This window comes from Flavobacterium gelidicaeli, assembly GCF_013294005.1.
Classification (GTDB): domain Bacteria; phylum Bacteroidota; class Bacteroidia; order Flavobacteriales; family Flavobacteriaceae; genus Flavobacterium.
Map to the genome: position 1 here is coordinate 90,134 of NZ_JABSNK010000006.1, position 15,139 is coordinate 105,272.

10 protein-coding genes are annotated in these 15,139 nt (G+C 30.9%); 5 read left to right on the forward strand and 5 right to left on the reverse strand.

The features are described 5' to 3' along the window. Positions 1–88: 88 nt before the first annotated feature. On the forward strand, positions 89–631 hold the full coding sequence (locus tag HNP99_RS10820) for a hypothetical protein (RefSeq protein ID WP_173853400.1): 543 nt from the start codon (positions 89–91) through the stop codon (positions 629–631). Between the two features lie 177 nt (positions 632–808). On the opposite strand, the gene HNP99_RS10825 is transcribed toward HNP99_RS10820, so the two are convergent. Beyond that, the gene (locus HNP99_RS10825; protein ID WP_173853401.1) at positions 809–1,090 is read right to left on the reverse strand and encodes a hypothetical protein; all 282 of its coding nucleotides are present in this window, start codon (positions 1,088–1,090) and stop codon (positions 809–811) included. Between the two features lie 465 nt (positions 1,091–1,555). On the opposite strand from HNP99_RS10825, the gene HNP99_RS10830 reads away from it, so the two are divergent. The 4 genes from HNP99_RS10830 (at position 1,556) to HNP99_RS10845 (ending at position 7,899) form a co-directional block, all read left to right on the forward strand. Beyond that, a complete protein-coding gene (locus HNP99_RS10830) occupies positions 1,556–2,485 on the forward strand; it encodes a mechanosensitive ion channel family protein (protein WP_173853402.1) in 930 nt (309 codons plus the stop codon). 399 nt (positions 2,486–2,884) lie between these two features. After that, entirely contained in the window at positions 2,885–3,718 is an 834-nt protein-coding gene (locus HNP99_RS10835; protein WP_173853403.1) for a DUF6503 family protein, read from the forward strand. A gap of 363 nt (positions 3,719–4,081) precedes the next feature. Continuing rightward, complete coding sequence (locus HNP99_RS10840; protein WP_173853404.1) at positions 4,082–5,731, forward strand: response regulator; 1,650 nt, start codon at positions 4,082–4,084, stop codon at positions 5,729–5,731. A 431-nt stretch (positions 5,732–6,162) separates the two neighbouring features. Beyond that, entirely contained in the window at positions 6,163–7,899 is a 1,737-nt protein-coding gene (locus HNP99_RS10845) for a thiamine pyrophosphate-dependent enzyme (protein ID WP_173853405.1), read from the forward strand. Positions 7,900–8,103: 204 nt separating this feature from the next. On the opposite strand, the gene HNP99_RS10850 is transcribed toward HNP99_RS10845, so the two are convergent. The 4 genes from HNP99_RS10850 to HNP99_RS10865 all read right to left on the reverse strand — a co-directional run bounded on the left by HNP99_RS10850 (position 8,104) and on the right by HNP99_RS10865 (position 15,139). Further along, positions 8,104–11,121, reverse strand: a complete 3,018-nt coding sequence (locus HNP99_RS10850) for an AAA family ATPase (RefSeq protein WP_173853406.1) — start codon at positions 11,119–11,121, stop codon at positions 8,104–8,106. A 23-nt stretch (positions 11,122–11,144) separates the two neighbouring features. Further along, positions 11,145–12,362 carry an exonuclease subunit SbcD gene (sbcD, locus tag HNP99_RS10855; RefSeq protein ID WP_173853407.1) on the reverse strand — a complete coding sequence of 406 codons (1,218 nt, stop codon included), beginning with the start codon at positions 12,360–12,362 and terminating at the stop codon, positions 11,145–11,147. Between the two features lie 242 nt (positions 12,363–12,604). Then, entirely contained in the window at positions 12,605–13,597 is a 993-nt protein-coding gene (locus HNP99_RS10860) for an L-histidine N(alpha)-methyltransferase (RefSeq protein WP_254596851.1), read from the reverse strand. A gap of 48 nt (positions 13,598–13,645) precedes the next feature. Beyond that, positions 13,646–15,139: a BCCT family transporter gene (locus HNP99_RS10865; RefSeq protein ID WP_173853408.1), complete on the reverse strand. Its 1,494-nt coding sequence runs from the start codon at positions 15,137–15,139 to the stop codon at positions 13,646–13,648.

A 15,139-nucleotide genomic window follows, 5' to 3' on the forward strand; every position in this document is an offset into this window, starting at 1 on the left:
ACAGCTCCATTTAACCTAAAAATAAATGGAGTGTTATAAACAGTAATTGGAACTATAAAAAGCAATACAATTCTTGAAATAATTAATAATGAAAAAAATAATATTAGAAAGAAACTTAGATTTTAATCAGTTTAAAAATGTTTTTATTTTGAATTTTATTTGCTTTTTTATTTTACTAATGCTTATAAAATCTGATGCAAATCCCTCAATAATAAATTTGTTGATTTTCACACTATTCATTCTAGTTGGCTTATTACTATTACGAAAAGGATTAGTAATTGAAAAAAACGAACAAATAAGAACAGCTTACTTCTTATTTGGAATGCTATTAAAAACGAATATTATTGAAACCAAAAAGATGAATATCGTTTCGGTATTAACTTTTAGGAAAAGACCAAATTATAAATATCCAAAACGGTGGAATGCTTTCAATCGTTGGGAACCAAATTTAGAATATAGCGCTACTTCATATCAATTATATTTACTAAATGAAAATCATAGTATCAAAAGAAAATTAATTAGCTTTATGAAAGAGGAAAATTCTATAAAAGCATTAAATTTTTTATTGCAAAATGCAGAGATGAAAATAGCAGTTTATAATCCAAATAACAGTAAAAAGACGAGTTATTAACTGCATTTATACATTAAAGATGTTTCTTACTTTGAAAAAAACTATAAAATGCGATTCAAAATTTGCAATAAAAAAACGGATTGAAATTTAAAATTCCAATCCGTTTTTTTATCGTTATTTGAGTAAGCGATGTCTATTTTATAAAATCAATTCAGCAGTAGGTATTAAAACCTACTTTTAAGATATCTTTAAAATTCTATTAATTGGGATTCCTACTCCTTTTTTTAACACGACACTTTCATCAGTAACTGCCCAAACGGTAGTTTCAACCATTTTTTTGGAAAAATCATCTTCAAAATAAATTTGGATTTTTGAATGTTCTAGATTTCCTAGAGACATTGCGCGTTCTAATTCGGTTCTTCTTTGATTGATAGCATTATCGTCTTTTAATACTTCAGTATGTGGGAATTTTAAAGTTTCTATATTTTCTTTCTCAATAGATTCAAAATTTATAGTCATAATCTTTTAATTTATTTTAATAAATAGTTTCAGTGATTTGGTACACTAACTGTTCTTAAATACAGATAGTCTAACAAATATAATTACATTTCTGTTGCTCTATCCTCGCATTATTATTATTTTAACATACCATGATATTAGGAATCAATAGTTGGATTATGAACTCTCAATTAAGCTGTTTATGGCAATTCAGATATTAACGACATTGATGTATTTCTTGCAACAGCTATATTATTAAGATTACTTAATACGCTACAATTATTAAGCTTATACTAATTTTATAGAAGATTTTTTGATAATTAAATAAATGAAAACTATTGCCTAGATTATTGTAATGAAATTTTATTTTTTTATTGTATTTTAGTTTTGAAGGACCTATTAACCTTCAAATATGCTAATATCAGTAACTCTAGAACATTTTAATTCCTGCTTTTAAACATTGCTACTTTTTAAAATTTATCAACTATGAAAAGGTATTACAAACTAATTTTAAGCCTATTATTACTATTTATATTTGTTGTGATTGAGCCAATAGTACGTTGGTTTGCAAACTATACAAATATTGATTTTTCTTTTTTGATTCGGCATAAAACTAATTTATTAATTGTTGGTTTTTCATGGCTCATAATTATTTTATTACGCCGCATTAAATTTAACATTCTAAAGAGATACGATATCACGAAGGAAGATAATTTAGTATCTAGAAAACTACACACACAGATTAATATCCTTGAAAAAGTAGTGATTTTTATAATTGTACTTATTGCTACAGGTTTAATTTTACTTTCATTTGATGGTATCCGACAAATTGGAATTGGGATATTTGCTTCGGCGGGAGTTGCTGGAATTATAATAGGTCTATCAGCTCAAAAAGTTGTAGGTGCATTGTTAGCGGGGATTCAAATTGCGATTACACAACCTTTTCGTATTGATGATGCCGTTCTTGTAGAAAATGAATGGGGCTGGATTGAGGAAATAAATTTGACTTATGTTGTGGTTCGGATTTGGGATAAGAGACGACTAGTACTACCCTCAACTTATTTTTTAGAGAAACCATTTCAAAACTGGACACGCAACAGCGCTGACATCATTGGGACTATTTTTTTATATACCGATTATATGATTCCGTTTGATGAATTAAGAAAGGAGTTGACCAGGCTGTTAAATACTACGGAATTATGGGATAAAAAAGTAGATGTGCTCCAAGTAACCGACTCAAAGGAAACTACTATTGAGATCAGAATTCTTGTTAGTGCTAAAAATTCGCCAACAGCATGGGATTTAAGAGTGTATATTAGGGAGAAAATGATTGAGTTCATCCAAAAGAATTATCCCGAAAGTTTACCAAAAACACGAATTACCTTAAATCAAGAAATAAACACTAAAATGTTATGATAAATAAAGGACTTAAAAATTTTGCTCGAAAGCTTTACTTATAAATTAAACAAATAGCTGTTCACCATTTTACGCTCCGACCCAGACCGCAGCGACAGCCCCGAGAATTTGATGGCTATTTTTTACAGACAATAGAGAGCGACTAAAAGAAGCTCCTCTATTGTCTAGAAAAAAAAGACAGCGAATGGAGGGCTAAAGCGAAGTGCTGGAATAGGCGCATAAAAAATCAGATTTATTAAAATGGAATTTAGAAGCTATATATTTCTTAATTAAATCTTAAAAACTTTAAAAACTACTTATTTAACTACTGTTTTATTATATTTGGTTACTAATCTAAAAGTGGCTTGCTATAAGTCTTTGTAGCGCTAATATTGCCCGAAAACAAAACAATTTACGGTTATGAAAATTAAATTATTGACAAGTGTATTACTAGGTCTTTCGCTGGTGGCTTGCAAAAATGACAAGCAAACAGCAACAAGTGAAACCCAAACAGATTCTGTTAAAATAGTTGCACCAAAATTTGAAAATAAAGGACAGGAGTTAGTTTATACCATGGTTCAAAAAGTGGGTGATTTAAGCCAACTTTACGATAAGAAAGATGTTGTGTACACTTATACATACCAAACTCCTGACGGTAAAACGGATATCACAACTGAAAAATATATTTTTGACGGTCAACTATCCTACGGTGCATATAAAAAACACGAGCGCACTTTGCCAGATCTTAGCGGATTAATAGAGCAAGGATATGATGGTAATGAATTTTGGCTTAAAAATGACGGTAAAAGTCTCACAGATGAAAAACTCTTGAAAATGGTTGCTTTTAATAGACCAACTAATTTTTATTGGTTTACTATGATGCAAAAATTGCTTGATCCTGGCATTAATTATGAATACTTAAATGAGAAAACTATTGATAGCGTAAATTACGATGTGGTTAAAATTACATTTGAAAGCACAGATGGAAAACCAAAGGATATTTATCAATTATACCTTAATAAAGAGACTCATTTAGTGGATCAATTTCTTTTTACTGTAGCTGATTTTGGTAAAATTGATCCTTTGCTGATGAAGTTAGAATATGAAACAATTGATGGTTTAATGATCCCTACAAAGCGTAAATATAAAGCGTCTAACTGGGATGCCAAAGTAACTGACGAACCGTGGATACAAGTTAATTGGACCGATATTAAATTTAATAACGGATTGAAAAAATCAGATTTTAAGAAATAGATAATTCAAAATCTTAATCTCAATAGAAAACCCAACAATATGCTATAAAAGCGGTACTGTTGGGTTTGTTGGTTTCTAATAAATTAGCTTGTTAACAAATTCATCTTTAATTCTTAATGAGAATTAGAAACTTAACTAATAGCTGTTGCATATAATACTATACCGTTTTTATAAATCTAATTGTTACATTTAGAAACATCACTAGTAAATGTTTTGTGTATCAGAATTATTTCACTATTTTTATTATCACAACCTACAACCATCTCATTTAACTATTTCATGGATAAAAATAAGCCCCAAAATAGTCTTAGAAGCATCTCTAAATTCGGTAAAATTGATAATTTAAGTTTTTATATTTTCACTATGCAATTTTTTATTGTGATGGTGGTACTTGGTTATTTAGGTCTCACAGATGGTGCTTGGGCAACAATTCCAGTGATTGCTACTTTCCTTTATTTTTCTATTTCAAAAAAATACAGTTTTCTTCAAAAATCCATTATTGCCATATCGGTTATTACTGCGTACTACACCTTTGTGTTTTTATGCTACGGAAAATCAATTCCTATAGTAGTGATAACTTACGTGACACCACTTATATTATTAATTACAATACGCTTTAACAAATTACTTGCTTTCTTTAGTTTATTGATATTTGCTATTGTTTCTATTATTCTTTATAACGATTTTTTTGGTTTTGACTTGGGTAACATTAGGTATTATGAGCATGATGTACACATGCAGGTATTTTATTTTGTAGTCTTAATGATTACCATATATTTGGTCGTGCTCATCTATGCTAGGACAAAAATTGTTACTGGTATTATCAATGAATTGAAACATAAAAACATAGAATTAGAAGAGTCTCGAGCTGAGTTAAAAAAATTACAAATTAATAAAGAATCCTTTTTTGCTATAATGAGCCATGAAATTAGAACACCTCTTAATGCTATAAAAGGGATTTCGGATATCTTAAAAAATAATTCCGATTGTCAAGAAGATCAAAATCTTTTAGAATTGATGGATTATTCTACCAATCATTTATTAGCTTTAGTAAACAATATTCTAGACTTCACAAAACTCAATGATGGTGCATTCTCATTGCAATACTCTGAATTTGATTTATCCAAATCCTTAAATTCATTGTTTAAAATGAATGAAAGATTAGCTATAGAAAAAGGATTAGCATTTAAAATTGAAACTTCTAAAAACATCCCTAATATTGTTTATGGTGACAAAAATAGAATCAATCAAATTGTTTTGAATCTATTAAATAATGCCATTGAATACACTAGCACAGGAGGAGTCTCTATGATTGTGGATGGAGAATATTCTGAAGATAGTAAGCATGAATTTGAACTCCAAATTACAATTTCTGATACAGGAAAAGGAATTGATAAGCATTTAGGTGAAAAACTTTTTCAAAAATACGCCTCATCAAACACATCAAAAAATAGCGTTGGTTTAGGGTTAACTATTTCAAAGGGACTTATTGATTTAATGAACGGAAGTATTTCTTATCAATCTAAACTAAATCAAGGAACTACTTTTAATATTACGATACCATTACCTATAGTCGAAAAGAGTACTACAAATACAAATGATATTGAAACCAATTTTCATAATGCTGCCCTAAAAATATTGCTAGTTGATGATAATAAAATTAATTTATTGATTCTAGAAAAGCAGCTGAAAAACAAATTAAAAAACAGCCAAACTACAGTTGCCTATAACGGTCTAGAAGCATTGAATATGATTAAATCAAATGAATATGACATTGTATTAATGGATATCGTTATGCCAGTTATGGACGGAATTACCGCCACAATACACGTAAGAAAACTGGAAGACGAAAAAATAAAAAACATACCTATAATTGCGCTTACAGCAAATGTAGGTGAAAAAGAATTGAATGAATGTTTACATGCTGGAATGAATGATTTTGTAACAAAACCATTTGAAATTAATGCCTTATTAAAAATAATTTGTGACCAAACACAAACTTGTAAAAAATAGTATTAATTTGACATAATCCTACTGATGTATCTCTACAAAGCCATTATTGAAACTATTTTACTCTTTACAGAAAAAAATATCTTAGCCACAATCTACAATATTACGCTACTTTCACTCTTGTCATAAATTAAGGAAATCATTAACATTTGAGAGTGGTTTTTCACATAATTTTAAAATAGTTTTTCACTAACTTAGCTCATACAAAACAAGTTATAATAGCAACAATTTATTTTCGATATATTAATGTTTACTCCTATTCAAATATCTACACCGAATAGAAAAAAATAATATACTACTGATTCTAAAACCTTTTATGTTTTAGATTCATCGACCATTTTTACGAAAATAAATTTGGCAGAAATGCCTACTATTATCAATACTAATAAAGAGGAGTTTTTACTAACAATGCTCTTAAAATAAAACAGTAAATTATGTCAAAAAAAGTAGCCGATCAAATAGTAGAAATGCTGGTTAGTAATAATGTAAAAAGGATTTATGCAGTAACAGGCGATAGTCTAAATGAACTTAATGATGCCGTTAGAAGAGATGGAAGAATTAAATGGATTCACGTTCGCCATGAAGAAGTTGGTGCTTATGCTGCTGCTGCAGAAGCAGAATTAGATGGACTTGCTTGTTGTGCAGGAAGTAGCGGTCCTGGTCATGTACATTTAATCAATGGTTTGTATGATGCTAATCGCTCTGGCGTTCCTATTATTGCAATTGCATCTACTATAAATACACCTGAATTTGGGGTTGATTATTTTCAGTCAACAAACACGTACAAGTTATTTGATGACTGTAGTGTTTATAATGAAATTGCGACTACACCAACGCAAGTACCTAGAATGTTACAAACAGCTATTCAAAATGCTATTCATAAAAAAGGAGTTGCCGTTTTTGGTTTACCTGGTGATGTATCGGCTATGCCAGCTATACAAAGTACTACTTCAATGTACAATTATAATAGTGAAACAGTCTTTAGACCATCAGATAATGAAATGCAAAAATTAGCTGATTTAGTAAATAAACATCCAAAAATTTCAATATTTTGCGGAATAGGTGCTAGAGAAGCGCATGATGACATTGTAAAACTAGCTGGTCTTTTAAAAGCGCCAATCGGGTATTCATTTAGAGGAAAAATGGGAATGCAGCACAATAATCCTTATGAAGTAGGAATGACTGGTTTGCTAGGTGTACCATCAGCTTACCACGCTATGCACGAATCGGATGTGGTAATCTTATTAGGAACCGACTTTCCTTATGAACATTTTATGCCTGTAAAAAACAAAATTGTGCAGGTCGATGAAAAACCAGAACGATTAGGAAGACGTGCAAAATTAGAGATCGGTTTAACCGGAAAAATAACCGATACTATTGCCGCATTAATACCCTTAATTAAACTAAAAGAGGACGATAGTTTCTTAAAAGTGCAATTAGAATTTTATAAAAAAGTAAAAGAAAATCTGAATATTTATGTTGCCGACTCAGGTTCTGAAAATCACATAAGTCCGGAATACGTTGCTGCAACAATAGATGAAATGGCAAATGACGATACCATCTTCACTGTAGACACAGGTATGTGCTGCGTTTGGGGAGCAAGATATATTCGCGGTACAGGTAAGCGAATGATGTTGGGTTCATTCAATCATGGATCTATGGCTAATGCAATGCCAATGGCTATAGGAGCACAGTTAGCCTATCCTGATAGACAAGTTATTGCGTTTTGCGGTGATGGTGGTCTATCTATGTTATTGGGTGATTTAGCTACTATTAAACAATACAATCTTCCTATAAAATTAATTGTATTCAATAACCGCTCTTTGGGTATGGTACAATTAGAAATGCAAGTAGAAGGGTTGCCCAATAATGAAACGAATATGGTAAATCCTGATTTCGAATTAGTAGCTCAAGCCATGGGATTTAAAGGAATTACAGTTAATCATCCTGATGGTGTTAAGAAAGCATTAGAAGATGCTCTTTCACACGATGGTCCCGTTTTAGTTAGTGTATTTACTAATCCACAAGCCTTAGCGATGCCTCCAAAAATGGAATTCGATCAAATGAAAGGGTATGCTTTATCAATGAGTAAAATGATTTTAGGTGGAAATATGGATGAAGTTTTAGAGATGGTAAAAACCAATTATAAGCATCTAAAAGAGGTATTGTAATTTTAATAGTTTTCAAAAAAATCCATAAACTTGTTCTCTTTACTCATAAAGATCCTCTTGTTTATGGATTTTAATTTTAATATAAGGTCATCTTATGTTTGTATAAGTGTTAAATTAGACAAGTAACCAAGAAAAGTAAAACACCTAGAAACACAAGGTATTCAATTATAAATGGCTACCATATCATTCTATTTATTGAAAATATTACTCAATCTCAATAGTGCTATAACCTGCTCCTGTGCGAACTAATTTAATTTTGGTTCCAATACGGTCTTTTAATTCCCCAACGTGAGAGATAATCCCGATAGATTTGTTGCTTTCGTTTTGCATATTTTCAAGAATACTAATTGCCTGATCTAAAGATTCTGGGTCTAAAGAACCAAATCCTTCATCTATAAATAGTGATTCAATTGAGACATTGCGAGCTGCTAAATCAGATAAACCAAAAGCGAGAGCCAAACTCAGTTTAAACGTTTCACCACCGGACAAAGAGCTAACAGAGCGTTTTGTATTCCCCATGTAAGTATCAATGACTTTTAATCCATCAGAGTCATTTGCAGTATCCAATAAATAACGATCTGAAAAACCTATTAGTCGCTGGTTACCATACTCTAACAACTTTTTTAACGTTAAGTCCTGAACAAAATTAGAGAATTTTTTACCTGTAGCATCGCCAATTAATAAGTTCATTTTACTCCAAAGAGCTAAGTCTTTTTGTAAACCATCCATTATTTTCTGACTATCTTTTAGCTTTTCTCTATTCTTAATATCAATTTCAATTTTGTTTTCTTGATCCCAAATATGTTTATTCAATACCGTTATTTCTTCAAATATTTTTGGTAAAGAAACCGTTATTTGTTCTAACGTAATTGACGCATCATCTAAAATTTTATCGTCTTCTAATGCTTTGTCAATAGTTTTTTTATCTGTTTTTAAACGAACTTCGTTTTCAATCAATTGTTGTAAAGTTTTACGAATTTGGCTAGCGGTGTTTTCGTCTAAAATTTTAGCTTTTAATTCTTTTAATGAAGCTATTCCTTTTTCCTCAAGTCGAGGCAAAAGATTGGCTAGTAACTCTTCCTTTTCTTTTATTGTTTCAGTTTTATTCTTTTGTAAGTCAGTTAATTGTTCTTTTAAACTCTTTATCGTAGAATGGCAAGAGCTAAAATCATTGCTTAATTTACTAATTTCATTCGTTATATCTTTTCGGTCATAAACTAACAATAAGGTTTGTTTGGCCTCATTATATCCCTTTTTAAGTTCCAAATAATCAGTAAATAATTGTTGCATTTCCTTAAAAACGACTTTGGCTTTTATGTGATTTTCAAGTTTGTCCAGTTCTTTTAACTCTCGCTGAAAATCATTTGCATCTAGTTGCCATTTTTCAAGACTATCTTTTGTAGTCCATTTTAACTGGGTACATAATTCGGTTATCTTATTTTCTAAAATTTTGAATTCTGCTATCCTATAATCTAAGGTTACAGTTTCAGTTGCATTTATATTCTGCAAACTTTGAAGCTTTACTTCATTTTCAAGTAATACTTTTTGCAAACCTTCTAATTGTTTCGTCAAAGATTGAAAATTCTCTTCCAATGAATTGACCAATGTTGTTGCAATCTCCTGAGCAAATGGATGCGTTTCAGACCCACATAATGGACACGGTTTTCCATCTTTTAATTCCTGGCGGTGTTCGTCTAAACTTTTACGTTGTTTCCAGTCATCAAGTGCATCTTTAGCTAATTCAACCTTTGGTGACAGCTTTTCTAATGTCTCTTGTTGTGATTTTTCTAAACTAATTAACACTACTATTTCATCTTGTTGCTTTTTAATTTTAAGCTGCAACTCCCCTATTCCTTTATTTTTTTCATCAAATAACTTCCTATCACCAATTAACTGATTTGCCGGAATCATCAATCGTGTTAAGTCTTCTTTTTTAGATCTAACTGCATCAACAGAAGTAATTCCTTTTTGACTAATTTCAGCATCAATTGTTGTTAATTCAGCCTGAATTTGTTGAGATAAAGTATCATCTATAGTCAACGTTATTCCATAACCAATAAGCTCCTTACGTTTGTCTTCTATACGTTGTGATTGTTGTTTGGCATGAGATAAGCTATTTTTTTCAGCTTCTTGTAAAGCTAGAACACGAGTTCTAAAATCAGTTATCTCGGCTTCAAATTTTTCAGCAGTAACTTCTTTTTTGGTTAATGAGTTTGCTATCAAAATCAACTCCGCTTTCACTTTTTCTTGTTGGGAAAGCTTATTATTTGCTACAGTGCTACTTTCTAAAAGTTCCTCTACTTTTTTTTCAGCGTTAGTTATAAATAGCATTTGATCTTTAAAAACAACTAAGCTATCATGCGTTTTCAGTTCGTTTTCTTGAGTTACAAATGCCGCTTTATCTTTTGCAAAAGCGGTCCATTCAATTTCATTAGCCTCTTTTAATTTAGCGTTTTTAAGAATATTTTCTTTTACTATTTTCTTCTTTGCTAAAACATCATGATTATTTTGTTGTGCAGCTAACAAAGGTTTTTGCAATAAAACATCCTCCTGAATTTCTGTAACCATTTCAGTCGTTAATAAAATGGTTTCTCCCATTTTAATATTTTGTGTTTTCACAGCATCTTCTACTCCACGAAATCTTTGAAAAACGGATCTCCCAATTTTTCGATAAATAGAAGAACCTGTAATCTCTTCTAACAACGCGTTTCGATCATCTTTTTTAGCCAAAAGCAATTTAGAAAACTGCCCTTGAGCCAATATCATTGACTGCACGAACTGATTGTAATTCAGACCAATAATGCGTTCGTTCTCACTAACTACTTCTTGTACTCCTGAAACTAAAATCGCCCCTGTACTTAGTTTTATTAATTCTTGTTTTCGTTTATCTAGTGAGCCTGTTCTTGTCCTTCTAATCGACCATGAAGAGAGGTATCTTTCGCCTTTAATTTCATATTCCACTTCGGCATAACAGTCTGGAGCATTTTTAGTCAAAATCACTCCTTCATCCTCAATAACTTTCTCTGAAATAGCTTTATCAATTCTAGGAATCTTGTTGTATAACGCTAAAGTAATTACATCGAGCAGTGTAGATTTACCAGTTCCTGTAGCGCCGGTAATCACAAAAAGACCTGCTTCTCCCAGAATACCATTTTCAAAATCAATAGTATGTTCGCCTTTTAAAGCGTGTATATTTTTAAATTTTATCTTGCAAATTTTCATAGTAAAGTAGTCATTGTAGGCTATTATTCCGTTGTTTCAGAGCTTTGTAATCCTTCTAATATTTCTCTAAAAGCATGGATTAATTCCTCTGTATTTTCTAGTGAATCGTCTTGTTGTAATCTTTTTTCGAATAATTGAACTGCAGAAAAATCCTTAATATCTTCCCCTTTAGAAAGTAATTTTGAAGTACCTGAAACTCCCGTTTTAAAGTTGATACTTCCTTTTAATATCTGCAATCCATTTTCTGGTTCTGAAGTCAATAAATCGTTTAAAGCTTTAATGTGTGCAATATTTTCATTGTCCTCTTCAACTATAATTTCAGCAAGGTCAGTAAGAAGCGAATCCGACTGATAATCAGTTATTTGTTTAGTTACTTCTTCAACCGTTCCTTTAATAGTTAATAGCTTTCTAAATTTGGGAATTGGCAGTGAATTTACAGTAAAATTATTATCCTCTAAAGTAAGCATAACCACTTCTTTTATATCTTTTTTTTCACTAAAACTCAATGCAATTGGAGAACCGCTATAGCGAATATTTGGCTTCCCTACCATTTGTGGTCTGTGAATATGTCCCAAAGCAACATAATGTGGTTCCTCTCCAAAAACTGCCGAAACAACACCAGCTTGGTTTCCTATTTGTATCTCGCGTTCACTATCAGAAACTGAAGCCCCTTGCGCAAACAAATGAGCCATTACAATGAAGGGAGTATTATCATAATTTGCTTTATAATATTGGTTCACATTAGCAAAGTAAGTTGCAATTCCGTCTTTTATCAATTCGATTTTATCACTGTACGATTCTCCTGGAACGGCATTCCTAATATCTTTATCCCGTAAAAAAGGAACAGCAGCCACCACTACTTTTTCATTACCTAGAGTAACTTCTACAAATAGATCAGCTAAATTTTCAGGAATACCTCCTACTACCTTTATTTCAAGAATCTCTAATAACTCCTTAGGCGCATTAATAACGTGTGGAGAATCATGATTACCCCCCGTTAGGATTACTTTGCATTTAAGTGGCAATAATCGTTTTAAAAAGCCATAATACTGTGTCATTGCCGCTTGCGAAGGGTTTGCTTGATCAAATAAATCACCAGACATCAATAAAACATTGATATCGTTTTCTTGGATACATGTAATTAACCAATCAAAAAAAAGATCCATGTCTTTTGCAAAATCGATTTTTAGTAATTGTTTTCCAATGTGCCAATCAGAAGTATGCAAAATCTTTATGCTCATAATTTATGACTTTTATTATTTAAAATTTCAGAAAAAGTAGGATTCTGAAGTAATTTTTGACAGTACTATCTCAAAATAAAAAAGATTATCCTTCTATTTTTTAAGCAAACAAATTTAACTTTTAAAAATTAAAACTTGAGCAAATCTAAACTTAAAAAAGATGCCCTCTTTACGGAAAACCATAAAAAAGACACCTTTTTTTATTTGTTAGAATACTAACTACATGATAGTATTTGTATTGTTTATTTACGCTCTAAAATATAATTTGCAAAATACTTCTTACTGTCTGTTATTCTATCAATAATTTCAAAGTCGGTTTTACTCAAAATTTTGTTTAGAATTTCATCATTGTATTTTCTAGATATTTCCATCAATATTTTTTCTCCTTCATCAAAGTGAAATGTTTTATTAAGTTCAGCGATGTAAACTTTTTGGACCTTGGTACTAACCAAATAACTTTTAGCAATTCCATCCTTTTCATCATACTCTGGTAAATGTTTAAAGTCATCTACTTTAAAATCTGCTTCTAATTCCCTATTTATTCTATAAAGTAAATTTAGATTAAAAGCAGCAGTCACTCCTTGATTATCATTATAAGCAGGAAGAACTACCGAAGCTGGTTTTATCAAATCGACACCTAAAAATAATTTGTCCCCTCCTTGTAAATTAGCACTTAATTTCGAAATAAAATCGGTGGCAACTTCATCAGACATGTTTCCTATATTGGACCCTAAAAACAAAATCACTTTGGGATGTTTATTTTCTTTCAATGATTCTAAAACTTCAAAATAATCACCTTGTTTTTTCTTAATCGATAAATTGGGTAGTTGAATATTTAAGTCAGCTTCGAGGCTATCTAATGCGTTTTGAGAAATATCCACTGGCAGGTAATCAAAGGTGTAGTTTTCACGATTGAGTTCTTTTAAAAGTTCTTTAGTTTTTAAACCATCTCCAGCACCAAGCTCAATTAATTCAAAATAGGTGTCTGGTTTAAGTTGCAAAGCAGTGATGATTCCGTTGCTTTGTTGCTTGAAAATTTCATGCTCAGATCGGGTAACATAATACTCTGGTAAATGCATGATTTTAACAAAAAGAGCATCTCCCGTTTTATCGTAAAAATATTTAGATGGTAATGACTTTTCTGAATTGCTCAATCCTTCATCAACCTCTTTTTTAAGTTGGTCAATCATAATATTAGTGGGATCTATTTTATTTAAAGTGTTTGTTTCTTTCATCTTGTTAAGATATAAATTATTTAAAATTAAAAAAGCTTAAATACTAGCTTAAGACTCTTGTGTAGCAATAGGTTCTTGTTTTTTTAAAATTGTATTTTTAAAAAATAAAAAGATAATATAGCCGTATAAAAAACTAAAAGGTAAGGCCATAATGACTAGTAAATTACTTATTCCGTTGAGTAATTCACTGGTACCAATGGCTGTTAATCCAAGTGCTGTTGCTGTTATAATAAATCCCCAACCTAATTTATGCTTTTTAGAGGGGTTTTCGTTTCCTTTATCGCTGAACATTCCTAAAACAAAAATCGCCGAATCAACTGAGTTGATTATCGAAATAAGCACTAACAATCCTGCTATAAAAAAGGTTATACTGTGTAACGGAAAATGTTCTAAAAATACAAATAAGGAAGTAAAAACGTCATTAAATTGTGTTTTGTCTCCTTTACTAATAATTTCAAAAGCCGAATTAGCAAAAATAGAAAACCAAATAACGGTTGCTAGTGTCGGTATCAAAATTGTTGTAATTAAAAACTCTTTTATTGTTCTACCCTTAGATATTCTAGCAATGAATATTCCGGTAAAAGGCACCCAAGCCAACCAAAAAGCCCAATAAAAAACCGTCCAGTCTTTTGTAAAACTTTCGGAGGTTTTGTAACTTCCTATCGATAAACTCATTTCAAAAAAATGAATTACATAATTATAAAAAGCGATTGCTGTATGATAAATAAAATCATTAAAATTTAAAAACAACGCAATAAATAACATTAGAATTATTGAAAAAGTAAAATCTAAGTCGGCTAAAAACTTAATTACTTTATTCAATCCCGTAAGCGCAGAATAGGTAGCAATTACTCCAATAAGTACAACCATTGCTAATAGAAAATTATTACCATAATCAACTTTAAAAGCATAGTTGATGCCGTTTACTACTTGTGCGGTTCCCAATCCTAAGGAGGCAATTACTCCTGTAATGGTAATCAAAACAATAAATAGCGTGGCAATATATTTTACAACTTTACTTTTAGTATAAGGTACAATAGCGTCTAATAAATTTGTTGTTTTGTTGACATATAGATTGTAAGCAACAATTAAACCGAACAAGCTATACATAGCCCACGGCGTAAACCCCCAGTGGAAAAAAGTATATTGTAAAGCTGTTATTTTATTATTAGTAGTTGCAACGGGAGCATTACTAAAATAATAAACAGGCTCTTGAACTGCACGCAATAATAAACCTGAACCCATTCCTGTACTATACAATAGAGCAACCCAACTAAAATACGAGTACGCCGGTTTTTCATCACCTAATCGTTGCTTTCGCAAAGGTAAAACCAAAATAATTAAAGCTGCAACAACTGTAATTAAACCTACCCATAAATAATAAGTGCTAAAAACCGATAATAATTTCTGGTTTATTTCATTTAAACCTTGCGTTAATAAATCAGGAGCTAATAAACCCGTAAAGAAGAAAAATACACCAAACATTGCTCCATAAAACAGTAAGCTATTTGACCGTAGATGACCGTATAATTTTGTAATCAA

Bases quoted from the DNA above. Each gene is read 5' to 3' on its own strand.
- HNP99_RS10820 (WP_173853400.1), top strand. From the start codon at position 89: ATGAAAAAAATAATATTAGAAAGAAACTTAGATTTTAATCAGTTTAAA.
- HNP99_RS10825 (WP_173853401.1), bottom strand. From the start codon at position 1,090: ATGACTATAAATTTTGAATCTATTGAGAAAGAAAATATAGAAACTTTA.
- HNP99_RS10830 (WP_173853402.1), top strand. From the start codon at position 1,556: ATGAAAAGGTATTACAAACTAATTTTAAGCCTATTATTACTATTTATA.
- HNP99_RS10835 (WP_173853403.1), top strand. From the start codon at position 2,885: ATGAAAATTAAATTATTGACAAGTGTATTACTAGGTCTTTCGCTGGTG.
- HNP99_RS10840 (WP_173853404.1), top strand. From the start codon at position 4,082: ATGCAATTTTTTATTGTGATGGTGGTACTTGGTTATTTAGGTCTCACA.
- HNP99_RS10845 (WP_173853405.1), top strand. From the start codon at position 6,163: ATGTCAAAAAAAGTAGCCGATCAAATAGTAGAAATGCTGGTTAGTAAT.
- HNP99_RS10850 (WP_173853406.1), bottom strand. From the start codon at position 11,121: ATGAAAATTTGCAAGATAAAATTTAAAAATATACACGCTTTAAAAGGC.
- sbcD (WP_173853407.1), bottom strand. From the start codon at position 12,362: ATGAGCATAAAGATTTTGCATACTTCTGATTGGCACATTGGAAAACAA.
- HNP99_RS10860 (WP_254596851.1), bottom strand. From the start codon at position 13,597: ATGAAAGAAACAAACACTTTAAATAAAATAGATCCCACTAATATTATG.